The organism is Rhizobium sp. R693, assembly GCF_002211315.1.
Lineage (GTDB): Bacteria > Pseudomonadota > Alphaproteobacteria > Rhizobiales > Rhizobiaceae > Rhizobium.
In genome coordinates, this window is record NZ_LOKY01000034.1 from 166,833 (window position 1) to 190,086 (window position 23,254).

Below are 23,254 nucleotides of genomic sequence, written 5' to 3' on the forward strand. Positions count from 1 at the left end.
GTCGACCATGGCAATAACCCTCGATCAGACGATAGCGCAGAAGCAGCGCAACTGGTTCTCGTCCATTTTCGCCAGTCAGACCTTTTGGGTGCTCGTTGCCGTCGTCCTCGCCTGCATCTTCCTATCCTTCGCCACGAGCTCCTTCGCCACGCCCACCAACCTTTACAACATCACCCGCAACGTCACCTTCGTCGCGATTATTGCGCTTGGCATGACGCTGGTCATCATCACCGGTGGAATCGACCTGTCGGTCGGGTCAGTGCTTTGCCTCTGCAGCATGATCCTTGCGATCACCATGCATGCCGGCTATGGCATCGGAACGGGCATTGCAGCCTCGATCGGCACAGCGCTGGTGGTCGGCGCCTTCAACGGCATTCTGATCGCCTACCTCGGATTCCCGCCCTTCGTCGTCACGCTCGGAATGCTGTCGATCGCCCGAAGCCTCGCGATGGTGGCCTCGAACAACACCGTCGTCTTCCAGTTCGGCCCCGATCACGACAAGCTGCTGGCGCTCGGCGGCGGTGCATGGCTCTTCGGCATCGCCAATCCCGTGCTTTACATGGCTGTGCTGGCTTTGCTGACCGGCTTCGTGCTGCGCTGGACACGCTTCGGTCGCTACGTCTTCGCCATCGGTGGAAACGAACACGCTGCGACCCTGACCGGCGTGCCGGTCAGGAAGATCAAGGTCGCAGTCTACATGATCTCGGCTCTCTCGGCCGGTGTTGCCGGCATCATCCAGACAGGCTGGCTCGGAGCCGTCACGACGAACATCGGCGCCGGAATGGAACTGCAGGTCATCGCCGCAGCCGTCATCGGCGGCGCCAATCTCGCCGGCGGTGTCGGTACCGCCTTCGGCGCCCTTGTCGGCGCCGCCTTGATCGAGGTTATCCGCAACAGCCTTGGCCTATTGGGCATCAATGCCTTCTGGCAAGGGACCTTCATCGGCGGCGCGATCGTTCTTGCGGTTCTGTTCGACCGGCTGAGAAATCTGCGGCAGAGCGAATAACGCTGCGCCGCTGTCGCTTGTCAGTCCTCGTTCGACTTCGCGTTGTCGAGGATCATGTAATCGAGCGGCAGTTGCGTCGAATACTTGATCTGCTCCATGGCAAAGGCGGACGACACATCGCGGATCTCGATCTTGGCGATCATCCGCTTGTAGAAGGCGTCGTAGGCGGCAATGTCAGGCACAACCACACGCAACAGGTAGTCCACATCGCCGCTCATGCGATAGAACTCGACCACCTCGGGAAAATCGGCAACGACCTCGGAAAAGCGCCGCAGCCACTCGATCGAGTGCGTTGCCGTCCGGATCGACACAAAGACCGTAACCTTGGTATTGACCTTTTCCGGATCGAGGATCGCAACGCGGCGCTTGATCACGCCGTCCTCTTCCATCTTCTGGATGCGCCGCCAGCATGGTGTCGTGGAAAGCCCGACCTTCTTGGCAAGGTCGGCAACAGCCAAAGTCGAATCTTCCTGCAAGAGACGCAGGATTTTGCGGTCAAGACGGTCCATCTGGAAAAGCCCCTTCGAATTTATTTTCTCTGTATAGCGCGATTCCGGCAGGTTAAAAGAATTTTTTTTCAGCGCAGCAACGCGCCGACCCGTTCCCGCAGCACGGGCAGCAACTCCTCCTCGAACCATAAGTTACGCTTGATCCAACCGGTGTTGCGCCAGCTCGGATGCGGCAACGGCAGAATTGACGGCAGATGTGTCGGTGAATGCGTCGTCCGCCAAGCCCGCACCGTCTCGGTCATGTTTTGGCGGCGTTCCGTGCGCATGTGCCAAGCCTGCGCATACTGGCCGACTGCAAGGATAAGCTCGATCTGCGGCATTGCCGAAATGACCCTGCTCCGCCAATGCGGTGCACATTCGCGCCGCGGCGGCAAATCACTGCCCTTGGCATCATAACCGGGAAAACAGAAGCCCATCGGCACGATGGCGAAACAGTCGCGGTCATAGAACGTCTCTCGATCGACCTGCAGCCAGTCCCGCAGGCGATCGCCGGATGCATCGTTGAATGGCAGGCCAGTCTCTTGAACCTTAAGACCTGGTGCCTGCCCCGCGATCAATATCCTCGCCTTCGACGATACCACCGCGACCGGCCGCGGCTCGTGCGGCAAGCGAGCATCCGCGCCGCCAAGCGGCGTATCCCGACAGATGCGACAGGCCGCAATTTCCTGCCGGAGAATATCGAGCGCCTGCTCGTCTGGCGGAGCCTTCCCGCTCACCATCCGAGCGGCCCCATGATGCCGCGGGTATCCGATCGCGGCGCGTGGTCGCGCACGCTGCGGGGCATTTCGAACGCACCCGCCCACAACCCGACTTTCTCGACCTTTGCTTGCGTCTCCTCATCACGGTAAGCACCGTAGGATACTGCCATGCCCTTGCGCACCATTTCCGCGTTCAGGTCGATGCCGCCGGCATGACAGATCACCAGCATGCGGTCAAAACGATCCCGTTCGGTTCCACCGCAGCGCGTATCGCCGGGTCGAACAAGCGCTTGCAACGCTTTCTTCGCCTCCCGACCGCAAGCCCATCGCGCGCCTTCCCGCTCGCATGTCTGGCTGAGCTCGGGGGCATCGATGCCGTAGAGCCGCATACGCTCGCTGCCGAGATTCAGACTATCGCCGTCAACAGCATGAAATTGGCCAGCATGGTCCGTCTCGGCCCTGTCGTTCAGCTTGGCCGCGATCAACCACAGGAATGCCAACAGAGCCAGCGCCGTCACGCCGTCGCGCATCACTCGCAAACCGCGCGTCACGCTTTCGCCTCCTTAAAAAACAAATCCTTGGCAAAGATGGCTAACATCATCTTAAGAATTGCCGTTTAGGGTGTAGACACCCGCGGATCAAGTTTCAACGTACACAATGAGTACTGGCGTTAGCACATCGACCGATAAGAACATCGTCGACAAGTCACGCAGTCACCGGAACAAGCCAGTGTCGAAGGCTGTCCGGCTGACGCGGGAGCGCCTCCAGTCGAGCCATGCCGGAAGCGGCGCATTCGATCGCGACGTGCTCGTCATGTACATCAACGCGGTCCTCCAGGGCGCATCGATCGTCCCACTCTTTGTCACGATCATGGCCGCTCTCGGCGTCTATTTCACTGAGAACACCCAGATCTTCCTGTGGGCGCTGCTGACGCTGACGGGCCATGCCACGAATGTATTTCTAGCGCGCCGGGCCAGAGGCCAGGAAATCAATGCAACGACAGCGCGCAAATGGCGCCGCGTTCTCCTGCTTGGGCAATTCATGGTCGGCTGCTGCTGGGTAGTGTTCGCCCTGCAGGACTGCACCGCCTGCGAGCCCTCGAGCTTCCTGCTCTACAAGGGCGCCACACTGCTTATTGCGCTTTCGATCACGGCGATGTCGAATTTCATGCTGACGCCGTCGGTGCTCATTACCTTCGCACCCGTCGTTCTGGGACTGATTGCAAAGGCCGGCCTCTCCCGCGAAATGCTCGAGATCAGCCTGACGACCGTCTTCACCACGACGGTCATCCTCTTCAACTACATCAGCGACCGGCTGTTCCAGTCCAACCTCAAGATCCTCGCCTACCAGGCCGAGAAGGACGATCTGATCGCCGAGTTGGAAGTCGCAAAGTCCATGTCGGATGAAGCCCGCCGCCGGGCGGAAGAAGCAAACCTTGCAAAGTCCCGCTTCCTCGCATCCATGTCGCATGAGCTGAGAACGCCGCTTAATGCCATCCTGGGCTTCTCCGAGGTCATGTCGGCTGAGGTGATGGGGCCGCTCAACAATCCGACCTACAAGGAATATACCGGCGACATCCACCGATCGGGCGAACATCTGCTGAACCTCATCAACGAGATCCTCGATCTCTCGCGCATCGAAGCCGGCAAGTACGAGCTCAGCGAGGAGGCAATCTCGCTGCTGAACATCTCCGAAGACTGCATCGGCATGGTGCAGTTGCGAGCCCGCGGCAAGAACATCACCATCTCCCAGCAGTTCGAGCCAGAATTGCCGGCCGTCTGGGCAGACGAGAAGTCGCTGCGACAGGTCATCCTCAACCTGCTTTCGAACGCCGTGAAGTTCACGCCGCAAGCCGGCGAAATCCACGTCAAGGTCGGCTGGACCGCAGGCGGTGGCCAATACATCTCGATCAAGGACAACGGTCCCGGGATTCCTGAAGAAGAGATCCCGGTTGTTCTTTCAGCTTTCGGCCAGGGCTCGATTGCGATCAAGAGCGCCGAACAAGGCACCGGCCTCGGCTTGCCGATTGTTCAGGCAATCCTCGCCAAGCACGACGGCCAGTTCATCCTCAAGTCGAAGCTGCGCGAGGGCACCGAAGTCATCGCCATCCTGCCCGCCAAACGTGTGCTGCAGACCGTCCCGGCCGTCGAGGATGCGCCAGCGGTTTCACGCAGGCGCCGGAGTTTTGCATAAAAGTCTAGTCGACGATCCCGTTGAAATCCGGATCATCTTCGAAGTCCTGCAGGTCATTGTCGATGCTGGTCGGATCAGTCAAGTTTTTTAGAGCCCGTTTCGCAGCTTCGCTGAGCTCGACCGCCTTGCGCGCAGCGTGCAGGACAGCATCTCGCGCAATCCGCCGCTCATCGGGGATGCGTCGTTCGGCAAATAATGATGCTTCTGACCATAGGCAGCAGCCATCAAGAACCAGTATCGCGATAGTTTCACTGCCGGCGTTGCCGTCAATTTATTCCCCAGTTCGGTAGCCGTCAGATATCCTCCTGTCTGGTAAAGCAAGTTTGCAATAACGTTGAGACTGTCGTTAACAGACAGGCTCGATGCCCGAGATGCATACGTTATCATTGGGCTGTCCTGCGGCAGTGATGTGGCGACCTTCTTGACCTCGTTCACCATTTCCTGTTTCAGCCGTTCGGCCCCAGGATCAGTTAGTATTTTTTCAACGTAAAGGAACAGCGGTGAGAGATAGATGCGAGTATACAAATAGAAGAATATAAAGCCGCTGACCAAGCCCGCGACCAGAAGAAGCGGCCCCACTGCTGGCAGAATCCCCGCAGACGACGATCCATCTCTGAAGATCATTACCCTTTCTGCTAGGAAATCACTGAAATCGCGAAATCGATCACCCAGCGAGTCAACCTCGGTGAGGCCGACACCAACGAGCATCGTCCTCAGCCACTCGGAGATGCGTTCCAGGTTGGTATTGGATCCGAGAAGCCGCTCTTTTCCGGCTGCAGGCAACGTCGCATTTTGAAAGTCCAGCACCGCGGCCTTCGGATTTGCAGGGGTGTTTGTTGACGCCGTAGCAGCAGCTACGGTCGCCGAATTGTCTCTCGCCAAAACACGGGGGGACGGAAAACAGAAAGCCTAGGAACCCTCCAACCGCGATCCCCGCCAAAACGATGAGCGCGCCCACCCCGAAACCACCGAGAATTCCATCTGCCTGCGCCATACCCGCGCCGACAAATGCTGCGGCGGTTGCGCCCACCCCCGCTTCGAGGAGTAGGACGGCATGCCTGTTGCGTTCTGCGGCTTCGAACCGTTCGCCAAGATATTGGTCCGATTTTTCCGGTAAAGTCGCCATTGCATCCCCCACTTTCCGCCCGGGGATAGAACGGTCATATTTCGAATGCAATTGCACGATGCATCACGGCTAGACATACAACCAAAAGCTACTGCTGGTTGCGATGTCGTTAGCCAAACAACAAATGCTTCCCGATCGTAAACACCAGGAACAAACCGCACGCCGCGATCATGCAGACGACCGCGAAGGAGCCGAGATCCTTGGCGTGCTTCCCGACCATCGAGATCTCCGGCGAAATCCTGTCGATGACCTCCTCGATCGCGGTGTTCAGCGCCTCGACGGCGAAGAGCGCGAGGAACAGCACGGTCGCGATCATCATCTCCGCCAACGTGGCGCCAACGGCGATCAGGAGGATCATCGAAACCGCGAAAAACAGCAGTTCCTGCCGGAACGCGGCCTCCTTGATAAGCCGCCTGAAACCGCCCAGCGAATAGCTGGCGGCTGCAAAGAAGTGGCTGATGCCGGTGAGTTTTGTCACGGCAGGTTTCATCAAGTGCCCTCGTCGTCCTTCGATGGCGGGCCATTGCCGCCATCGGTCAGAAATTGCGAATACCGGTTCACGGTCCCCGCCGCAAGAACTCTGTCATCAACCTGTCACGAGCCTGAAGGCTTAATGCTTGTTGCTGACGCCTGCTTGCGAGAATGTTGCCATCCCGGAATGGCATGCGGCGGCTGCCTTGACGATCCCGGCCGCAAGGGCCGCGCCCGTCCCCTCGCCGAGCCGCATGCCAAGCGCCAGAAGCGGCGTCTTGCCGAGCATCTCGATTGCTCGCAAATGTCCCGGCTCGCCGGAGACGTGGCCGATCAGGCAGTGATCAAGCGCCGAGGGATTGGCCGCCTTCAGGATGGCGCCGGCGGCGGTCGCGACATAGCCGTCAATCAGAACTGGGATCCGCTCGACACGCGCCGCAAGGATCGCCCCGGCCATCGCCGCAATCTCGCGCCCGCCGAGGCGGCGCATGATCTCCAGCGGATCGCCCAGATGATCGCTGTGCAGCGCAACCGCTCTCTCGACGGCCGCGATCTTGCGCTCCAGCATGTCGCCTTCGGAGCCCGTACCCGGACCAACCCAATCACGCGCCGTGCCACCGTAGAGGGCGTAGTTGATCGCCGCTGCGATCGTGGTGTTGCCGATCCCCATCTCGCCGATGCAAAGAAGATCGGTGCCGCCAGCAATTGCTTCCATTCCAAATGCCATGGTCGCCGCACAGTCACGCTCGGACAATGCAGGTTCTTCGGTAATGTCGCCCGTCGGATAGTCGAGCGCCAGATCGAAGACCTTCAGACCTAGGTCATAGGCCACGCAGATCTGATTGATCGCGGCGCCGCCAGCCGCGAAATTCTCGACCATCTGCTGTGTCACGGTGGGCGGGAACGGCGTGATGCCCTGCCTGGTGACGCCGTGATTGCCGGCAAAGATGGCCACCAATGGCCGGTTGACCGCGGGTACCCTGCCCGTCCAGGCTGCGAGCCAGAAGGCGATTTCCTCGAGCCGTCCGAGCGCGCCGGGCGGCTTCGTCAACTGCGCATCGCGCTCGCGCGCGGCCGCCAGCGCCCTGGCATCCGGTCCCGGCAGATCGCGTAGAAGTGCCCGAAAATCGTCGAATGGCATGCCTGAAACGCTCATGAATGCGGTTTCCTTGTCTTGGTCGGTAACTTGTTTTTTTGCTGCAAATCAGCTTCTTTCGTCGCCACTCTCTTAAAGGCAGGCGCCGAGGCGAACAACTCCTAAAGCGCTGCATATGGTCGCGGAGTCAGGGTCAAAATGTACATCGGAAATTATGCGACCGACCTTGCTCGTGCCGTTGCCTTCCTCAGCCGCATTCCGATGCCGTCTTTCGCCTTCGGCGGCTTCAACGGCAAGCTGGACAGAGCCTCCCGCACCTTCCCCATGGCAGGCATTTTCATTGCACTCCTGCCCGCTCTAGTCTTCCTGCTCATGCTTGGCCTGCACGCCGACCGGCTGATGTCGGCGTTCTGCGCGCTTGCCGTCCAGGCGGCACTGACCGGCGCGCTGCATGAGGATGGCATTGCCGACTGCGCCGACGGCCTCGGTGGTGGGCGCGACCGCGATCATGCGCTGTCGATCATGAAGGACAGCCGCATCGGCACCTATGGCGCGATCTCGCTGATCCTGTCGTTCGCGCTTCGAGCGGCGGCACTCGCCGCGATCGCGCGCGCAGCGCCGCCCCTGGCCGCAGCGCTTGCTATCCCGGCGATTGCCTGCATCAGCCGCGCCGCGATCGTCTGGCATTGGCATCGGCTGCCGCCGGCCAAACCCGATGGCGTCGCCGCGGCGGCCGGACAGCCGGGTGAAGGCGCGATGCATATGGCGCTCGTCTCCGGCTGCCTCTTGTCGGCTCTGATGCTCTGGCCGAGCTTCGGTCTCCTGCCCCTCGTCTGTGCCCTTCTCGCCTGTGGTTTATCCGCCATGACCTTCACCCGCATCGTCCGTCGCAAACTGGCCGGGCACACGGGCGACACGCTCGGCGCGACCCAGCAGATTTCGGAAATCGCCGCCCTCTGCGCCCTTGCCATGGCTTCGTGAAATCTCGATATAGAACGCATGCAAACACCCTGCATCCATGTCTGCTCGATCGACCCGGGAACCGGCCTGTGCATAGGTTGCGGCCGCACGCTTCCGGAGATCGGTGGCTGGACATCCTTCTCCGACGAGGAGCGCCGGCGACTGATGACCCTGTTGCCCGCGCGACTTGCCGCGAGCGGACTGACGATACCATTACAGCCGACCACCCAGGCCGGCGCGGAGCAGCATGTATGAACCGTCTGACGATTGTTCTTGCGGTCCTTGGCCTGGGTTTCGCGGTCCTCATCTTCAGCGACGACACGAGCCGCATCTTCGGTATGCGGACCGACGATTTCGGCCGTTTTGTCTATTTGCTTCCTATCGCATTGATGCTGGCCGCGGGCATTTGGGCGCGGCGCACCAGCGCGAGCGAGACTTTACGCAACCTGATGATCTGGCTCGTCCTGATCCTCGGCCTTGCTACCGTCTATCTCTACCGACAGGAGGCGCTTGGCGTCGGCAACCGCCTGCTCGCCGGTCTCGTGCCGGGCCGCGCCGTGGTCGTGACCACCAGCGAGGGCGGTCAGGAGGTGATCCTTCACAAGCTCCTGAATGGGCACTACGAGGCCTACGTCACGATCAACGGCCAGAGCATTTCGATGCTGGTCGATACCGGCGCCAGCATGATCGCGCTGTCCCGCGAGGATGCCGAGCGAGTGGGCATCATGCCCGACAACCTCGATTATACGATGAGCGTCATGACGGCCAATGGCCGCGCCCGTGCCGCCCGCGTTACGCTTTCCGAGGTCGCGATCGGCCCGATCATTCGCCACAACGTTCCTGCCAGCGTCGCGCAGGATGGCAAGCTCGATCAGAGCCTCCTCGGCATGAGCTTCCTGTCTACCCTCGGCTCATTGCAGATACAGACCGACGAACTTCGGATGCGCGATTAAGGCCGGCCGCGCTCCGCCGATCCGCGTTTAGCTCCGCAGCCTATAGCCGGTCCGGAAGATCCAGCCCAGCGTCCCGAGGCAAAGCACGAGGAAGAGTGAGATCATCCCAAGGCTTACCAGCGGATTGACGTCGGCGATGCCAAAGAAGCTCCAGCGGAAACCGCTTACCAGATAGAGCACCGGGTTGAAGTGGCTCACCGCCTGCCAGAACGGCGGCAGCATGCTGATCGAATAGAAGCTGCCGCCAAGGAAGGTCAGCGGCGGCACGACCAGCATGGGAATGAGGTTCAACTGCTCGAAGTTGGTCGCCCAGATTCCAATCATGAAGCCGAATAGGCTGAACGTGATGGCCGTCAACAGAAAGAACAGCACCATCATCACGGGATGCTCGATCCTGACCTCCACGAAGACGTTTGCAGTCAGCAGGATGATCACCCCGATCATCAGCCCCTTTGTCGCCGCCGCCCCGACGTAGCCGAGCAAAATCTCGGTCATTGCCACTGGCGCCGACAATACCTCGTAGATCGTGCCGGTGAACTTCGGAAAATAGATCCCGAAGGAGCCGTTGCTGATGCATTGGCCAAGCAGCGTCAGCATGATCAGCCCTGGCGTGATAAACGCGCCATAGGACACACCCTCCACCTCCTGGATCCGTGAACCGATCGCCGCGCCGAAGACGATGAAATAGAGCGATGTCGAAATGACCGGCGAAACGACACTTTGCAGGAGCGTCCGGCGCGTCCGCGCCATTTCGAAGAAATAGATGGATTTGATGGCTTCGACGTTCATTTCGCTCCTCCCACGAGCGCCACGAAGATGTCTTCCAGCGAGCTCTGCTGCGTCGAAAGATCCTTGAAGTGAATGTTCTGCTCACCGAGGCGCGTCAGCAGTGTGGCGACGCTCTCCTGTTCATTCTGTGCGTCGAAATCGTAGATCAGGCGACTGCCGTCCGCGGCGAGCGAGAGGCCGTTGCCGGCAAAACACTCCGGCAGCGCTTGCAGCGGCTCGTTCAGTTCCAGAATGAGCTGTTTGCGGCCAAGCTTCGCCATCAGGGCCGTCTTCTCTTCCACCAACAGCAGCTGCCCGCCATTGATGACACCGACGCGGTCGGCGATCTCTTCCGCCTCCTCGATGTAATGCGTGGTCAGGATGATCGTCACGCCCGCCTTGCGCAGCTTCTCGACCACATGCCACATGTCCTTCCGCAGCGTCACATCCACGCCCGCCGTGGGCTCGTCGAGAAATAGGATTTCCGGCTCATGCGACAGCGCCTTGGCGATGAGCACGCGCCGCTTCATGCCGCCGGACAGTTGCCGCAGCATGTTGTCCTTCTTGTCCCATAGCGACAGATCGCGCAGCACCTTTTCGATATGCGCCGGATTGGGTCGCTTGCCATACAGTCCGCGCGAGAAGCTGACGGTATTCCAAACGGTCTCGAACTGGTCCGTCGTTAGCTCCTGGGGGACGAGACCGATCATGGAGCGCGTCGCCCGGAAATCCTTCACCACGTCATGACCGGCGACGATGACCGTGCCGCCACTCGGATTGGCGATGCCACAAACAATCGAGATCATTGTCGTCTTGCCCGCGCCGTTCGGCCCGAGCAGCGCCAAAATCTCGCCTCGCTCGACATCGAGGTCGATGCCCTTCAGCGCTTGAAATCCGTTGGCATAGGTTTTGGTGAGATTTCGGATGGAAATAATCGGGGCCATAAAGGGCTCTTCTGACATCTGCGGCGGAAGTTGCTGGGCGCTATATAGCCGCTTCAAGTAGTTTTGACATCCCGATGAAGATGAACAGAGTATTCACTTGCGTGAAAATGCCCGCGTTCGGCCCTATGGAAAACCTGGCGGCGGCAAGATGTCATCAGCCGGTGATATTTCTCATCCATAAAGACGGCGAGGCAAGCAAGCGCTCTCCGTCCCGCCGCACCCCTTGCGGAGCAGCCGTCTGAGCGATCTCGTTACGCTCCTTTTGCTTCCTCGACATGCAGTAGAGTGCATTACCAGTAATTACATGACCTGACCCGGTTGGGCGGCGCCGCCCACGCCGCGTTCGCCTTGGGGCCGGCTCTCGAGCCGGCCTTTCCTTTTCAATCGCAGTAGACCCTGCCGCTTTGGCGTGCTCGCAGGTCGAAGTGGAAATGGTTCCAGTGCTCCGGATTGCTGCCCGGTCCCAGCACCGTGTTGAAATACTTGCAGCTGTCGCTGCGCACGGCCTGCAGCAACCTTCCTTCCCGGAAAGAGAACAGCCCCTTCTTGCGCACGTCGATCGCGTGACCGCTCTTCAGGACAAACTTGCCGACGTCAATCGCGTTGCCACGGGCATGCTCAGACATCGGATTGTAGCGCTGCCGGCTGTTGTTCATACGGCGGCAGCTATATCCACCGAGCGGCTGAATGGTCTTGATGCCGGACCAGTAGCGAAAGCGAGCGGAGGGCGCGAGTTCGTTCTTGACCCATTTGGCGAAAGCGAGCGTCACCTGGCAATTCAGCGTCACCGCCGGCTGGACGCCGATGTTGCCGGACAGGCCCTGCAGGGAGATCGGATATGGCACCTGGCAGGCGGGCCCCTGCGAGATCGGCGGCTTCTCGGTATAGACGACACCCATCCGCTTCAATTCGCGACGGCAGGCAAGTTCCGAGGCCGGCATCATGCTCGGATCCACAGGAGCCGCTGGTTCGCTCATCATCGGCGCGGTCGGGTTGTTCGGTCGCAGCATGGCGACCTCCTGCTCCTCGTTCTCCTCCGGCACGCGCGCCGGGGCGACGACCGGCCTTCCATCGGTCCACACAGGCGCGTTGCCCATCCGCGCCTGTGCTGCGGGCGCCGGGATACGCGCACGGTTAAGCTGGGTCGGATTTTCGGTACCGATGCCGTCGACAACGGGCTGATCGGATTGCCCCTCGGCGATCTGCTGCTGTTGCTCCTCGGCAAGGCCAACCACGGGCTCCGCGCCAAGTTCAGCATCCATGTTGACACCGCCCTCGGGCACGGCGAGCTGCTGCGTGCCGCCCCAGGTCGAAGGCTGGCTTCGAAGCGAGCCGGCCGCACCTTGTGCGCCCGCCATTGCCTCGTCGCTATCGATCATCGGCAGCCGCCTAGGCTGCGCCGGCGCGTGAAGCGTTTGCGGCAGGCGCTGGACGCGGGTTTGTCCCGTTCCGGCAAGATTGGGTGTGTTGAGATAGTCGACGGATCCGGCAGCATCGCTGACCGGCGTATTGGCAACCGGATAGGCCTGTTCAGTTGGTGCCGTTTGCATCCGGGCCGCCGCGACGCGACGCTCAGGCGGAGAGATCGACCCCACCCGCGTACCGTTGTCCACCTCGCCGGGCGGGATAAGGCCATCGGTCGAACACGTCACCAGCGCCGTCGAGAGCAACACTGGCAGCACGTACTGCCGAAGAATGGATACAAAGGCCATGCTTTCATCGCTTCCGAGGAACGGCAGGGATCTAAAACTTAGGCCGAAATTTAATGAAGAACGGTGAACGAAAGCTTACCTGGACCACCGCCATCCCCCGTCCTGAAGCGGAAACCGAGCCGGAACACACACACGCACAGGTTCATCCCAGGCGTTCGAATGTCCCGGTTTGGGCATGTCCACAATCGGCACGGCAAGTTGCCGCACGACGCGCAAAACGAAATCTTAAGTCATTCCAACGATTGTAGGATTAGGCCGTCTAACGTTGGGTTGGGCATGAAATTTTTTGCTGCTTTCGCTAAAATCGCCGACCGCCTGCCATCATTCCGGCGCAAGAGCGAGGCCGCCATCGAGGCGCTCCAGCGCGCCCTCGCAGAAAAGCAGCAGCGGCTCGATCAGCACGCAGTCGCCCTTGCCCACAGCCGCAAGATATTCGATCGCTCCTCGGAAGCCGCAAGGATCGGTGTGTGGGAATGCAGCCTGCCGGACAACAGCCTTGTCTGGACCAAGATGGTCTACGACCTCTTCGACATGCCATACCACGCCGAGCTCGATCGCTCGGAAATCTTGAAATGCTACTCCCAGGAATCGCTGGCCGAGCTCGTGCGACGGCGCAGTCGCGCGATTGAGGAGCGAAGCGGCTTTACACTCGACGCGGAGATCGTCACGCCGAAGGGCAACACCCGTTGGATCCGCATTACGGCTACAGTCGAATGTGAGGGCGATGTCCCTGTCCGCATCTTCGGCATGAAACTCGACATCAAGGCCGAAAAGATGATGTTCGACCAGATCCGCTATCTTGCGGAATTCGACATCCTGACCGGCCTGCCGAACCGCGCACAGTTTCAGACTGCCCTGCAGCGCCTGCCCCGGCACGCTGTCGGCGAAACCACCATGGCCTTGCTTCTCATCGACCTCGATGGCTTCAAGGGCATCAACGACACGTTCGGTCACCAGGCCGGCGACGAGTGCCTCAAGGAAACGGCAGAACGCCTGCAGGCGGCATGTAAAGGGGCAGACCTCGTGGCCCGCATTGGCGGCGATGAATTCGCGGTCATTGTCACCGGCTACGATAGCGCCGAGAGCGTCACCAAGCTCGCCGAAACGGTTATCCAAAGCCTTAACCGCTCCGTCGAACGGGATGGCTCCAGAATGCATGTCGGCGCATCCGTGGGCGTAGCCTTCTTCGATCCATCGCTGCGTTCCGACATCTTCGTTTGTGCCGACTCCGCGCTCTATAAGGCCAAGACTGACGGCAAGAACCGCTTCAAGGTGCACCAGGATCCTGCCTGCATCGGCAATCAAAAGATGGATGCTGCCTAACCCGGTTCTTATCCGTGAAAGCAGCGCCGTTCTCTCTGAAGAGTTGGCGACGTATCCTCGTCGATGAACTATAATGGGGCCACGCTGCTCAGAGGTCGCTGGCGGCGCGGGCACAGGAGCAAGAGATGGCGGATAGCAAACCCTCGGTCGGCGCGAACGTACGCGATGTTGCCCTGTTGATCGGTCGGCTGCTGCTTGCCTGGATCTTTCTGCATGAGGGCGTTTCGCTGGCACTGAATTTTTCGGGTGCGGTCGATATGGCCGCACAGTTCGGCTTGAGTGTTCCCCTGCTGGTGGCGACGATCGCTCTCCAGATCTGCGCCGGTCTATCCATCGCCACGGGATTTTTGACCCGCATCGGCGCTTCGGCCTTGGGTCTGTTTTGCGTGGCGACCGCCACACTCTTTCACACCAACTTCAGCGATCAGAACGAACTCCTCCATTTCGAAAAGGATTTAGCCATCGCGGGTGGCATGTTTGTGCTCGCGGCCACCGGCGCCGGCGCCCTCTCGATTGACCGCTGGCTAAGGGACCGCAGCCGGTAGCATTGCAGTTCTTGCAAACGGCGACTGAGCATTGCCCAAACCCACTAAGAGCATAGCGGCAGAGCATGTCACGATGCGGTCACACGGCAGAGCGCCGTTCTTCCCGGTAGGCTCTCAAAATGGCTTCGACCGCCGTCAAGGCTTCAACCGAATTCGTCTGGTAGTTGGTGACCGATAGACGCATAACCTGCCTACTGCGCCATGTTGCCCCGCCGGCAAACAGGACGCCTTCCCTCTGCAAGGCACCGATCACTCGCCTCGTCAGATCATTGGCCTGTTCGGGCGGCAGGTCCGCTCCGAAGCACACGATCACCTGGTTGAGCTGGACATCGTTGCCGATCGCAATTCCAGGCTCCGTTGCGAGTGCTCGCGCCACGCCTGCCGCGGCGTCACACGCTCCATCGACAACAGCTTCGATGCCGCTGCGCCCCAGATGTCGGATCATCGCCCATGTGGCGAAACCCCGCGCGCGGCGTGACAGTTCCGGCACATAATGTGAAGGGTCACGCTCGCCCTCGCTGGCAAGCGGCAGATAGCTCGCCGAAATCGTCATGGCCCGCCGATGCGCGAGCTCGTCGCGCACGATCGCATAGCCGCAATCATAGGGCGTTTGAAGCCATTTATGCCCATCGGTCGCCCAACTGTCAGCCTGCTCGACACCGGCGGTCAAATGGCGTCGCCGTGCGGAAGTCTGGGCCCAGAGGCCGAAAGCTCCATCGACATGGACCCACGCGCCCTTCGATTTGGCGATGGGGATCAGCCTGCAGAAATCATCGCAGGCGCCCGTATTGATTTGCCCAGCCTGGAGGATGGCGACGCAAGGCCCGGTAACCTCGCTGGCAGCCTGCTCAAACGCCGTCGGCAGGATGCGCCCCTGATCGTCCGTCGCAACCCGCACCACGCGGTCGTGGCCGAGACCGAGAAACTGCAAGGCGGAGAACACAGTCGTATGCGCGTCATCGCCAATCAGCACTGTGATCGGCGGCGCTCCGAACAACCCTTTGGCGTCGGCGTCCCAGCCGGCCCGCAGCAGCACCTCGCCACGGGCGGCCGCAAGGCAAGTGAAATTCGCCACAGTCGCGCCTGTGACAAAGCCCACCGAGGAGCCCGCCGGAAGGTCTAGCAGCTGAAGCAGCCAGCGTGCCCCTACGGCTTCGACGGCCGCCGCTGAGGGCGACACAGTGTGGTTGCCGGCGTTCTGCCCCCACGCGCTCGTCAGGAAATCCGCGGCAACTCCCATGGGATGGGAGCCGCCAATGACCCAGCCGAAGAAGCGCGCCCCTGTCATCAAATGCAACCCAGGTTCCGCCGTTGCCACCAGCTCGTCGAGTACGTCGATCATCGGCGCCGACAGTTCAGGCAGCGGGGCGCCAAACGCTTCCACGGCGGCGTCATAGTCACGCAAAGGACGATGGAGACGGTTGTTAGTCGTCTCGCGAAAACGAGCCGCATGAGCAGCGGCAATCGAGAACAATTCCTTGGTGCTCACCGCATCCGCCTCCCCGCCATGCTGTGCGCCTGCCGAATTCGCACACAACATCACTGTCAAAGCCTGTGGCGACGGAGAATAACCTGAACCTTACGCCCGTGCCAGCACGGCGCCATAACGCGCAATAGTGGCACCCGAGAACATCAGCACCCGCCGCGACACGTAGTCTGGCCAAGGTCATCGTTGGATAAACGAGCCGCATCGCGCTTCTCGTTACCGTACAACTCGTTCATGATTTTGGCGACTTCAATGGCGTGGCCTTCTGTCAGGCCATGCAATATCTGCCCGCCGAAGGATGCAGGCTCTTCAGTCTCGTTGTCCCACACCATCCAGAGGTCGAGCGGGTCGCAAATGACATCATAACGTTGATCGGAACTACACATGGGTAAATTGCCTTAAGAACCCCTACCCGCTTAAGCCCCTGACTCTTAACGTGCTCTTGCTTCGAAATGACCAATTAGCGCGAGCGATTTCTTGTCCTGATGATCGGGAAGCCCAGAAAATACCAGGACAAGGCTGTTCCAAAGCCCACCGGCGCGATTGCACCGATATTGCCGCCGCGCAAAAGGCAAGCCAGAAGTCCCGCGACCACTCCGACGATCACCAGATCGATCAGGCACGGCCGTGACTCGGATGATGATTTCTCTCCCATGATATCGGCTTAGGTCATCCGCCGAGGTTGCAAAAGGCCTCGCGTCGCTAACACCTAACAAAGTCTGAATATCAGTTGCGACGCCTCGCTGGGAGACGTCCGGGGTGCCGATTTGATACGTCCACCGGCGCAGGCAAGGGATAGATCTGACGCACGTTCATTTTATCGTGCAGGAACACTGCCCGTAACGATCCGATCAGTCTTCATAACGTCCATCTGCGGCCAATTGGACGCAGCCTCAGTCGCCGGACGACTGCCGGCCGCCAGAATTGTGATCAAACCAGCCACGATGGCAGTAAGAAGCAAGCCGCTGTAGGTCATTGTTTCGAGCCTCAATGCTGTGGTTTCCCAGCCACTGCGGCGCAAACTGATACGAGACGCTAAATGAAACGCTAACGGACATGGTTAATGCACAGCGTTTCCCGGTTTGGGACGCAGACTGTGGATAACTAGTCGCCTGCGCCTGCCTGCACCGACCGGGTCTCGAACAGCCGCTTCAGCGCATCGAGCTTCTCTCCATCGATCTTCGCGTCCGTCACGGCAACCCAGCCATCGATATAGTGCTGCGGCGCATAGACGTGGCCGTACCCCATCGGAGAACTCGTTGCGATCGCCAGATCGACCAGCAATTGCAGCATTGTCAGCGCGGGAAACCAACGCAGGCTCGGCGAAACGTCCGGCCCACGCGGACGCCGCATCCATGCCGGTTCGCGATAGAAAGAATAGGGATCGAAGAACGTCACGGCATCGCTGGCATATTGCAGATAGACGATGCGAATGGGCCCCCACTTTGCGCCGGGAATATCCAGCTGGTTCGTCTGGTTTGTGAACCGAATGAGAGATCCGTCGCGGAACCGCGGCAACCATGCAGGCGATTCGGGATTGCGCGCCGCCGTCACGTCTCGCCACATCCTGCTTTCAAAAGGCGGCCCACTCCACAACGCCCCCTGGAATGGATCCGCAACGATGTCGAAAATATCGGCCGAGACTTGGGAATTCAGCGCTCCGAGGCTGAGGCCGTGCAGGTAGAGCTTCGGTCGCTTGTCCCCTGGCAACGTCGTCCAGTAGCCGTACACTTCCCGAAACAATGCCTTGGCGGAAGCAGAACCGTATTCCGGCTCGACCAGCAGCGACAACCAACTGGTCAGATAGGAATACTGAAGCCCGACGCTCGCCACATCGCCGTGATGCAGATATTCGAGCGTGTCCATTGCCTCCGGATCGATCCAGCCGGTTCCCGTCGGGGCGATGATGACCAGGAGCGAACGTTCAAACGCGCCTTGGCGCTTCATCTCATCGAGCGCGAGCTTTGCCCGCTCTTCGATCGTTTCCGCGTTATTCAGGCCGACATAGGTTCGCAGCGGCTCGCGCGCCGGCGTCTTCCAGAAATCAGCGATCTGCGCAGCTGTCGGCCCTGATCCGATGAAATTGCGGCCCTGACGCCCAAGTCCCTCCCAAGTGACAAGCGAGGCGGCGCTTCCGGTCTTGGCCGGATCGCTTGGCTTGGGGACGCCATCTTCCAGAAGCGCATCGACCCTCTGGAACGAACTATCGGCCAGATGCAACGCCGCGCGCAGCAGGACGCCATCCACCACAGACCAGAAAAGCGCGATCGCAAGAATACCCCCGATCACCTGAGAGACGCGGCGCGGCACGAAGCGCGATAGCCATTCCGACAGGAACAGACACGTCAACCGGAACAGCCTACCGGCCAGAACGGCAATGAAGAAAGTAACGATCGCGACGAAGGCGACGCTGAAGGGCTCAGCCGTGTCGACGCGCTCCATGTGCCACAAGTCGCGGATCGAATTCTGCCAGCCGGCCGTGCGCCACAGGACGAGGACGGACAACACAACACCAAGTCCGCAAACGATCAGGTTGCCGGGCAGTCTTCGCCCGGCCGACATCGGCAGTTCCAGGTATTTCCACAGCCAGGTAAAGGTTACCCCGAACAGATACCCGACGGCGGCGGCGATGCCGGACAGTGCACCTTGAACGAAGAAGGATCGTGGCATGAGGCTCGGAGTCAGCGACGCGGCAAAGAAGATGAAGCCAAGCGCCAGCCCCGGCGTCGAAAGCGACACGAATAGGCGCAGCAGCAAACGTTTCATGCGCTCCCTCTCACGCTTCTGACACCGATATCAACCGGCTGCACCTGCGCCCCGCCTCGCTCACGTCACCATCAAAGTCGGCAGGCGATCCGCTACGGGACGCCATGCACCTTACTATCTGAAAGCGCAAACTCAAGGGACGCACGAACAGGTAGGCTCCATACAAAAAAGCTCCCGATCACTACCGGGAGCCTCCGCTTTGTTGCCAATCCGCCGTTCAGGCGGCGCGGGACATCCGCCTCGTGCTGTTGCCACTCGCGCGCAGCTTGAAATTGGCAAGCAAGGTGCTCAACTGTCGGCTTTCCTCGGCCAGTGTCTGGCTAGCAGCCGTCGTTTCCTCTACCATCGCGGCATTCTGCTGCGTCATCTGGTCCATGTGGTTGACCGAGGTGTTGATCTCGTTGAGGCCCGTGGCCTGTTCGCGCGCCGCCGTGGCGATCGAGACGACATGGTTGTTGACGCGATTGACCAGCTCCTCGATTTCGAGCAGCGCATCACCAGTGGAGCGCACCAGCATCACGCCGTTGCCGACTTCGCTTGCCGAGGTGCTGATCAACACCTTGATCTCCTTCGCGGCATTGGCGGACCGCTGCGCAAGCTCGCGCACTTCCTGTGCGACGACGGCGAAACCGCGTCCCGCCTCGCCTGCACGTGCGGCTTCGACGCCGGCATTGAGCGCGAGCAAGTTCGTCTGGAAGGCAATCTCATCGATAACGCCGATGATCTGGCTGATACGGTTCGATGAATCCTCAATCCTGTTCATCGCCGTGACCGCATTGCGGACGATGTCGCCCGACTTGCCGGCGCTGGTCTTGGTTTCCGCCACCATCTCGCGGGCTTCCGCTGCACGTTCCGAGGCGGTCCGCACGGTCGCGGTGATCTCGTCGAGTGCCGCCGCCGTCTCTTCCAGCGCAGCCGCCTGTTGCTCGGTGCGCTTCGACAGATTGTTCGTGGCCTCGCTGATATCGCCGGCGCTGCCGTTGACGACGCGCGTCGATTCCGCGATCGCTTGGATAACGCCGTTCAGCGCATCGACGGCCGAGTTGAAGTCGGAGCGCAGCTTGGCATAGTCCGCACCGAGATCGCCGATGGACACGGTCAGGTCGCCGGCAGCCAGTTTCTCAAGTCCGGCACCGAGCGACTGGATGGCAAAGGTCTGGCGATCCGCTGCCGAGCGCCAGTTTGCCTCGTTGCCGCGACGCTCCTCCTCGATCTGCAACTGGTGCTGACTCTCGCGCTCGCGCATCAGCACCCGCTCGCGGACGGAATCCCGCAACACAAGGAGAGATTTCGCCATTGCGCCGATCTCGTCGCGCCGATCGTGATCGACGATATCGGCGGCGTCGCGTTCCTCGGCAATCGCGTTCATCGCGCCCTTTAGCCGGGCGATCGGCGACGTCACGCTACGAACGATACCAAAGGCAACGCCGATGATGATGATCGCCCCGATGATGCAGGCACCGGCAGCCCAGATCGCGTTCTGGCGATAGAGCGCTGCAAGATCATCGGCATAGACACCGGTGCCAACCACCCAGCCCCAGGGCTCGAAGCCGACCACATGAGAATATTTGAGCACCGGATCGGCCGCACCCGGCTTCGGCCAGTAATAATCGACGAAGCCTTCGCCACTCTTCTTCACGGTATTGGCGAACTCGACGAAGATGAACTTACCGGTCGGATCCTTGTTTTGGGACAGGTCCGTTCCGTTCAGCTCCGGCTTGATCGGATGCATGATCATCGTCGGATGCATGTCGTTGATCCAGAAATAGCCGTTGCCACCGTAGCGCATGGCCGAGATCACGTCCTTCGCAGCGGTCTGCGCCTGCTCCCGGGTCACGGCGCCGGACTGTTCCAGCTTGTAGTATTTTTGGAAGATGGCGATCGCGGTCGCATCCATTTGTGCAAGACCTTGCTTGCGTTCGCTCTCCAGCTTGGAGTGTGAATAGTTGAGGAAGAATGTGATGGCGAGTACCAGAATGGTCAGCGCCAGCCCCACGAGAGAATAGAGGCGGGTGGAAATCTTGACGTTACGCATTGAGCCCCGGCAGTTCAGAATTTGATCATAATGAAATACTGCTATGTGGGCCTTACCGGATCGTGAATTTAAATTAGAATCCACTTAATTACCGTAGGGTGAGCATTCTTGCCATCGGCCCAATTTTCTATGCAAGGCATTGATTTTTATCGATAAGGGAAAGCCGATACAAACCGCGCTAGGTAACTTCTCGTAGAACCATAGTAGCAGATCCAGCGACGAACCGACCGTCTCTCGACGGCACCGCGTTTCGCTTCCGAGCCATCTGCGCTACGGTCCTTCCGGAATCGTTATCCCTTTCCCGAACAGGAGCCCTCCATGACCGACAACGCCAAGCCGAACGGCGCGCTGACTCTTCGCACCGTGGCGATGCCTGCCGACGCCAATCCGGCAGGCGACATTTTTGGTGGTTGGGTCATGGCGCAGATGGACCTTGCCTCGGGCATCATGGCTTCCGAGCGTGCCAAGGGCCGCGTTGTCACCGCTGCCGTCAAGGAGATGGCCTTCGCCCTTCCCGTGAAGATCGGCGATACGCTCTCGGTCTACACAACGATCGTGGCTGTCGGTCGCACCTCGATCACGCTCTCGGTCGAGGCATGGGCGACGCGCGCCCGCTACAACAACATGGAACAGGTGACGGCGGCGACCTTCATCATGGTCGCGCTCGACGAGAGCGGAAAGCCGAAGCCGGTCCCCGCCGAGTAGGCGATGGAGGCGGTCGCTTCGCCCGAGGTCTTTCTCCACATCAAGGTGGTGATGGGGATGGTGATCTCGCTTAGCCTGGCGCGGCGGCTGACTGGTCTACCAGGTCAGCTTCATTTTCCGCATCTACGATGTCCTCGGCCAAGAACACGCAACTTTTTGGTTGCTATTTCGCTGCCGTCATGCGATAAAAAGGCAACCAGGAGGTTGCTGATATGTCTGATCGCATCGAAAAGATCATCGAACTGAATGCTCCGGTCGAACGCGTCTGGAAGGCCATCACCGATCACCGTGAGTTCGGCGAATGGTTCCGCGTCCAACTGGACGGCCCCTTCGTGCCGGGCGAAAATTCGACAGGCCACATCACCTATCCCGGCTACGAGCACATTCGCTGGCAGGCGACCGTCAAGCGCATGGAGGAGCCTGAGCTCTTTTCCTTCGCCTGGCATCCCTACGCCATCGATCCTGATGTGGACTATTCCGGTGAGCCGCCGACACTCGTCGAATTCCGCCTCGAACCGACGCCGTTGGGTTCACGCCTGACGGTTACGGAATCGGGCTTCGACAAGGTCCCGCCGCACCGCCGGGAGGAAGCCTTCCGCATGAACGACGGCGGCTGGGCCGAACAGATGAAAAACATCAAGGAATACGTCGATCGATAACGTCGAACCCCACCGCGAGAACGCGGCAATCCTGTTCGCCGCCCTCGGAGACCCAACGCGGCTGTCGCTGCTGACGACCCTCAGCGATGGGCGCGAACGCTCGATTGCAGGGCTTTCGGTCGGCACTGTGCTCACTAGGCAAGCGGTGACGAAACACCTGCATGTGCTGGAACAGGCCGGCCTCGTCCGCTCCACCAAGGTCGGGCGGGAAAGCCATTACGCTTTCCAACCAGATCGCATCGGCGAGATGCGTGCTTATCTCGACGGTGTCTCACGACAATGGGACGACGCACTCGAGCGCCTGCGCGCCTTCGTGGAACGATAGGCACATCGCGCCAGCTAGCGGCCAGGTCTAGCCGCGAAAAATGAACGATGCGCCGATCGCAATCAGGGCGAAACCAATGGCATGGTTCCACGTCAGGCTCTCGCCCAACCAGAATACCGAAAAGCCCGAGAACACGAGCAGCGTGATCACTTCCTGCATCGTCTTCAGCTGTGCCGTCGAATAGACTGCCGAACCGATCCGGTTAGCCGGCACAGCAAGGCAGTATTCGAAGAAGGCGATCGCCCAGCTGACGACGATGGCGATAAACAGCGCCGCGCCCTTGTGCTTAAGATGGCCATACCAGGCGAAGGTCATGAAGATGTTGGACGCGAAAAGCATGACAACCGGCCAGACGGCGGTTGGGTTGAAAACAAAGGGCATGTGTGATTCCCGAAGTTGAAACTGGCGGCAGCATGTATCGCCAAATTTTCACTCTGCAAGGGGCAGCGCCGACTTGCCGCCTCAAGGCAGCACACAGGCGGCGGCAGCACTCGCAAGCCCCTCGAAACACAATCAGTGGTTGATGTTGATTAGTGTGAATCCGCAGACCGACAGTCCGATACGCTGCAGCGGAAGGAATTGCCGCAACACCGCCCCGCGTCGCCGGTCCGGATCGCCTTTACCAGTCGTCTGCCGGAGGGGACGCGCCATGGACACAATCACAGATATAGGCAAAACCAGTTTGACCGGAGTACTCGCGGCTCTGGCGCAAGCGAAAATGAAGATCGGCTCGATCGTCGATGCCGGCGGTACCTATACCTGTCACCTGCGACCTCGCATTATCTTCCTCGGACGGAGCTAGCCTTAGCGAAACTCTACCGAGCACGCCGCCCGTCGCCAACATGGACAGCCCTGCCCCACCCACCCGCCGGCGCGCATGGACCGTTCGTCCACGCCCGCGCGACCGCACCAAAAACGATCCTCTATACCGACGCGGATGGCCGCGACGAAATCCGCGAAGGCGGCTCCCGCTC

Annotated in this window: 25 protein-coding genes; 11 read left to right on the top strand and 14 right to left on the bottom strand. The window is 60.2% G+C overall.

The genetic code is table 11. From position 1 onward, the window contains the following. The first annotated feature begins 7 nt into the window (after positions 1–7). The gene (locus ATY79_RS21520) at positions 8–1,006 is read left to right on the top strand and encodes an ABC transporter permease (RefSeq protein ID WP_088694335.1); all 999 of its coding nucleotides are present in this window, start codon (positions 8–10) and stop codon (positions 1,004–1,006) included. A 20-nt stretch (positions 1,007–1,026) separates the two neighbouring features. Here the strand turns inward: ATY79_RS21520 and ATY79_RS21525 are convergent, their stop codons facing one another. The 3 genes from ATY79_RS21525 to ATY79_RS21535 form a co-directional block, all read right to left on the bottom strand. Continuing rightward, entirely contained in the window at positions 1,027–1,515 is a 489-nt protein-coding gene (locus ATY79_RS21525; protein ID WP_007533095.1) for an Lrp/AsnC family transcriptional regulator, read from the bottom strand. 68 nt (positions 1,516–1,583) lie between these two features. Beyond that, a complete protein-coding gene (locus ATY79_RS21530; protein WP_088694336.1) occupies positions 1,584–2,234 on the bottom strand; it encodes a uracil-DNA glycosylase family protein in 651 nt (216 codons plus the stop codon). Continuing rightward, the gene (locus ATY79_RS21535; protein WP_088704827.1) at positions 2,228–2,764 is read right to left on the bottom strand and encodes a thermonuclease family protein; all 537 of its coding nucleotides are present in this window, start codon (positions 2,762–2,764) and stop codon (positions 2,228–2,230) included. Before ATY79_RS21535 ends, ATY79_RS21530 begins: the two co-directional genes overlap by 7 nt. A gap of 106 nt (positions 2,765–2,870) precedes the next feature. Here ATY79_RS21535 and ATY79_RS21540 point away from each other — a divergent pair, with 106 nt between their 5' ends. Then, the gene (locus tag ATY79_RS21540) at positions 2,871–4,406 is read left to right on the top strand and encodes a HAMP domain-containing sensor histidine kinase (RefSeq protein ID WP_088694338.1); all 1,536 of its coding nucleotides are present in this window, start codon (positions 2,871–2,873) and stop codon (positions 4,404–4,406) included. 87 nt (positions 4,407–4,493) lie between these two features. On the opposite strand, the gene ATY79_RS21545 is transcribed toward ATY79_RS21540, so the two are convergent. The 3 genes from ATY79_RS21545 to cobT form a co-directional block, all read right to left on the bottom strand. Next, on the bottom strand, positions 4,494–5,213 hold the full coding sequence (locus ATY79_RS21545) for a hypothetical protein (protein WP_088704828.1): 720 nt from the start codon (positions 5,211–5,213) through the stop codon (positions 4,494–4,496). Between the two features lie 428 nt (positions 5,214–5,641). Then, positions 5,642–6,022 carry a diacylglycerol kinase gene (locus ATY79_RS21550; RefSeq protein WP_088704829.1) on the bottom strand — a complete coding sequence of 127 codons (381 nt, stop codon included), beginning with the start codon at positions 6,020–6,022 and terminating at the stop codon, positions 5,642–5,644. Positions 6,023–6,142: 120 nt separating this feature from the next. Next, complete coding sequence (gene cobT, locus ATY79_RS21555; RefSeq protein ID WP_088694342.1) at positions 6,143–7,159, bottom strand: nicotinate-nucleotide--dimethylbenzimidazole phosphoribosyltransferase; 1,017 nt, start codon at positions 7,157–7,159, stop codon at positions 6,143–6,145. 138 nt (positions 7,160–7,297) lie between these two features. On the opposite strand from cobT, the gene ATY79_RS21560 reads away from it, so the two are divergent. From ATY79_RS21560 to ATY79_RS21570, 3 genes are read left to right on the top strand one after another with little or no spacing between them, the layout of a single operon-like run. Further along, a complete protein-coding gene (locus ATY79_RS21560) occupies positions 7,298–8,080 on the top strand; it encodes an adenosylcobinamide-GDP ribazoletransferase (protein WP_088694343.1) in 783 nt (260 codons plus the stop codon). An 18-nt stretch (positions 8,081–8,098) separates the two neighbouring features. After that, positions 8,099–8,314 (top strand): DUF1289 domain-containing protein, encoded by a 216-nt coding sequence (locus ATY79_RS21565; RefSeq protein WP_088694344.1) that lies wholly within the window; start codon positions 8,099–8,101, stop codon positions 8,312–8,314. Further along, a complete protein-coding gene (locus ATY79_RS21570; protein ID WP_088694345.1) occupies positions 8,311–9,012 on the top strand; it encodes a TIGR02281 family clan AA aspartic protease in 702 nt (233 codons plus the stop codon). The genes ATY79_RS21565 and ATY79_RS21570 overlap by 4 nt, the downstream gene beginning before the upstream one ends. A gap of 27 nt (positions 9,013–9,039) precedes the next feature. Here ATY79_RS21570 and ATY79_RS21575 read toward each other — a convergent pair whose 3' ends face one another. The 3 genes from ATY79_RS21575 to ATY79_RS21585 form a co-directional block, all read right to left on the bottom strand. Then, positions 9,040–9,801: an ABC transporter permease gene (locus tag ATY79_RS21575; RefSeq protein ID WP_088694346.1), complete on the bottom strand. Its 762-nt coding sequence runs from the start codon at positions 9,799–9,801 to the stop codon at positions 9,040–9,042. Further along, complete coding sequence (locus ATY79_RS21580) at positions 9,798–10,724, bottom strand: ABC transporter ATP-binding protein (RefSeq protein WP_088694347.1); 927 nt, start codon at positions 10,722–10,724, stop codon at positions 9,798–9,800. Before ATY79_RS21580 ends, ATY79_RS21575 begins: the two co-directional genes overlap by 4 nt. A 380-nt stretch (positions 10,725–11,104) precedes the next feature. Continuing rightward, a complete protein-coding gene (locus tag ATY79_RS21585) occupies positions 11,105–12,436 on the bottom strand; it encodes an extensin family protein (RefSeq protein WP_088704830.1) in 1,332 nt (443 codons plus the stop codon). Positions 12,437–12,712: 276 nt separating this feature from the next. Here ATY79_RS21585 and ATY79_RS21590 point away from each other — a divergent pair, with 276 nt between their 5' ends. After that, on the top strand, positions 12,713–13,759 hold the full coding sequence (locus tag ATY79_RS21590) for a GGDEF domain-containing protein (RefSeq protein ID WP_088704831.1): 1,047 nt from the start codon (positions 12,713–12,715) through the stop codon (positions 13,757–13,759). Between the two features lie 125 nt (positions 13,760–13,884). Beyond that, complete coding sequence (locus ATY79_RS21595; RefSeq protein ID WP_088694350.1) at positions 13,885–14,304, top strand: DoxX family protein; 420 nt, start codon at positions 13,885–13,887, stop codon at positions 14,302–14,304. 79 nt (positions 14,305–14,383) lie between these two features. Here the strand turns inward: ATY79_RS21595 and ATY79_RS21600 are convergent, their stop codons facing one another. The 4 genes from ATY79_RS21600 to ATY79_RS21620 all read right to left on the bottom strand — a co-directional run bounded on the left by ATY79_RS21600 (position 14,384) and on the right by ATY79_RS21620 (position 20,591). Then, a complete protein-coding gene (locus tag ATY79_RS21600; protein WP_088704832.1) occupies positions 14,384–15,793 on the bottom strand; it encodes a pyridoxal-dependent decarboxylase in 1,410 nt (469 codons plus the stop codon). 143 nt (positions 15,794–15,936) lie between these two features. Next, on the bottom strand, positions 15,937–16,176 hold the full coding sequence (locus ATY79_RS21605; RefSeq protein WP_088704833.1) for a hypothetical protein: 240 nt from the start codon (positions 16,174–16,176) through the stop codon (positions 15,937–15,939). Between the two features lie 718 nt (positions 16,177–16,894). Beyond that, positions 16,895–18,556, bottom strand: a complete 1,662-nt coding sequence (locus ATY79_RS21615) for an alpha/beta-hydrolase family protein (RefSeq protein WP_088704835.1) — start codon at positions 18,554–18,556, stop codon at positions 16,895–16,897. 217 nt (positions 18,557–18,773) lie between these two features. Then, the gene (locus ATY79_RS21620; protein ID WP_088704836.1) at positions 18,774–20,591 is read right to left on the bottom strand and encodes a methyl-accepting chemotaxis protein; all 1,818 of its coding nucleotides are present in this window, start codon (positions 20,589–20,591) and stop codon (positions 18,774–18,776) included. Positions 20,592–20,909: 318 nt separating this feature from the next. Between ATY79_RS21620 and ATY79_RS21625 the strand changes: the two genes are divergently transcribed. From ATY79_RS21625 to ATY79_RS21640, 3 genes are all read left to right on the top strand, one after another. Further along, positions 20,910–21,296, top strand: coding sequence for an acyl-CoA thioesterase (locus ATY79_RS21625; protein ID WP_028744706.1), 387 nt, complete (start codon positions 20,910–20,912; stop codon positions 21,294–21,296). 212 nt (positions 21,297–21,508) lie between these two features. Then, entirely contained in the window at positions 21,509–21,955 is a 447-nt protein-coding gene (locus ATY79_RS21635) for an SRPBCC family protein (RefSeq protein WP_088694355.1), read from the top strand. After that, complete coding sequence (locus tag ATY79_RS21640) at positions 21,948–22,280, top strand: metalloregulator ArsR/SmtB family transcription factor (RefSeq protein ID WP_189637237.1); 333 nt, start codon at positions 21,948–21,950, stop codon at positions 22,278–22,280. Before ATY79_RS21635 ends, ATY79_RS21640 begins: the two co-directional genes overlap by 8 nt. 27 nt (positions 22,281–22,307) lie before the next feature. Here the strand turns inward: ATY79_RS21640 and ATY79_RS21645 are convergent, their stop codons facing one another. Continuing rightward, positions 22,308–22,661, bottom strand: a complete 354-nt coding sequence (locus ATY79_RS21645) for a DMT family protein (protein WP_088704838.1) — start codon at positions 22,659–22,661, stop codon at positions 22,308–22,310. A gap of 268 nt (positions 22,662–22,929) precedes the next feature. Between ATY79_RS21645 and ATY79_RS30995 the strand changes: the two genes are divergently transcribed. After that, the gene (locus tag ATY79_RS30995; RefSeq protein ID WP_189638053.1) at positions 22,930–23,082 is read left to right on the top strand and encodes a hypothetical protein; all 153 of its coding nucleotides are present in this window, start codon (positions 22,930–22,932) and stop codon (positions 23,080–23,082) included. Positions 23,083–23,254 lie beyond the last annotated feature (172 nt).

What these genes read in the sequence shown, in the direction of transcription:
- ATY79_RS21550 (WP_088704829.1), bottom strand. Translation starts at nt 6,022, where the DNA reads ATGAAACCTGCCGTGACAAAACTCACCGGCATCAGCCACTTCTTTGCA.
- ATY79_RS21590 (WP_088704831.1), top strand. Translation starts at nt 12,713, where the DNA reads ATGAAATTTTTTGCTGCTTTCGCTAAAATCGCCGACCGCCTGCCATCA.
- ATY79_RS21540 (WP_088694338.1), top strand. Translation starts at nt 2,871, where the DNA reads ATGAGTACTGGCGTTAGCACATCGACCGATAAGAACATCGTCGACAAG.
- ATY79_RS21645 (WP_088704838.1), bottom strand. Translation starts at nt 22,661, where the DNA reads ATGCCCTTTGTTTTCAACCCAACCGCCGTCTGGCCGGTTGTCATGCTT.
- ATY79_RS21525 (WP_007533095.1), bottom strand. Translation starts at nt 1,515, where the DNA reads ATGGACCGTCTTGACCGCAAAATCCTGCGTCTCTTGCAGGAAGATTCG.
- cobT (WP_088694342.1), bottom strand. Translation starts at nt 7,159, where the DNA reads ATGAGCGTTTCAGGCATGCCATTCGACGATTTTCGGGCACTTCTACGC.
- ATY79_RS21570 (WP_088694345.1), top strand. Translation starts at nt 8,311, where the DNA reads ATGAACCGTCTGACGATTGTTCTTGCGGTCCTTGGCCTGGGTTTCGCG.
- ATY79_RS21560 (WP_088694343.1), top strand. Translation starts at nt 7,298, where the DNA reads ATGTACATCGGAAATTATGCGACCGACCTTGCTCGTGCCGTTGCCTTC.
- ATY79_RS21615 (WP_088704835.1), bottom strand. Translation starts at nt 18,556, where the DNA reads ATGAAACGTTTGCTGCTGCGCCTATTCGTGTCGCTTTCGACGCCGGGG.
- ATY79_RS21605 (WP_088704833.1), bottom strand. Translation starts at nt 16,176, where the DNA reads ATGTGTAGTTCCGATCAACGTTATGATGTCATTTGCGACCCGCTCGAC.
- ATY79_RS21635 (WP_088694355.1), top strand. Translation starts at nt 21,509, where the DNA reads ATGTCTGATCGCATCGAAAAGATCATCGAACTGAATGCTCCGGTCGAA.
- ATY79_RS21585 (WP_088704830.1), bottom strand. Translation starts at nt 12,436, where the DNA reads ATGGCCTTTGTATCCATTCTTCGGCAGTACGTGCTGCCAGTGTTGCTC.
- ATY79_RS21575 (WP_088694346.1), bottom strand. Translation starts at nt 9,801, where the DNA reads ATGAACGTCGAAGCCATCAAATCCATCTATTTCTTCGAAATGGCGCGG.
- ATY79_RS21565 (WP_088694344.1), top strand. Translation starts at nt 8,099, where the DNA reads ATGCAAACACCCTGCATCCATGTCTGCTCGATCGACCCGGGAACCGGC.
- ATY79_RS21530 (WP_088694336.1), bottom strand. Translation starts at nt 2,234, where the DNA reads ATGGTGAGCGGGAAGGCTCCGCCAGACGAGCAGGCGCTCGATATTCTC.
- ATY79_RS21580 (WP_088694347.1), bottom strand. Translation starts at nt 10,724, where the DNA reads ATGGCCCCGATTATTTCCATCCGAAATCTCACCAAAACCTATGCCAAC.
- ATY79_RS21620 (WP_088704836.1), bottom strand. Translation starts at nt 20,591, where the DNA reads ATGCGTAACGTCAAGATTTCCACCCGCCTCTATTCTCTCGTGGGGCTG.
- ATY79_RS30995 (WP_189638053.1), top strand. Translation starts at nt 22,930, where the DNA reads ATGGACACAATCACAGATATAGGCAAAACCAGTTTGACCGGAGTACTC.
- ATY79_RS21625 (WP_028744706.1), top strand. Translation starts at nt 20,910, where the DNA reads ATGACCGACAACGCCAAGCCGAACGGCGCGCTGACTCTTCGCACCGTG.
- ATY79_RS21520 (WP_088694335.1), top strand. Translation starts at nt 8, where the DNA reads ATGGCAATAACCCTCGATCAGACGATAGCGCAGAAGCAGCGCAACTGG.
- ATY79_RS21595 (WP_088694350.1), top strand. Translation starts at nt 13,885, where the DNA reads ATGGCGGATAGCAAACCCTCGGTCGGCGCGAACGTACGCGATGTTGCC.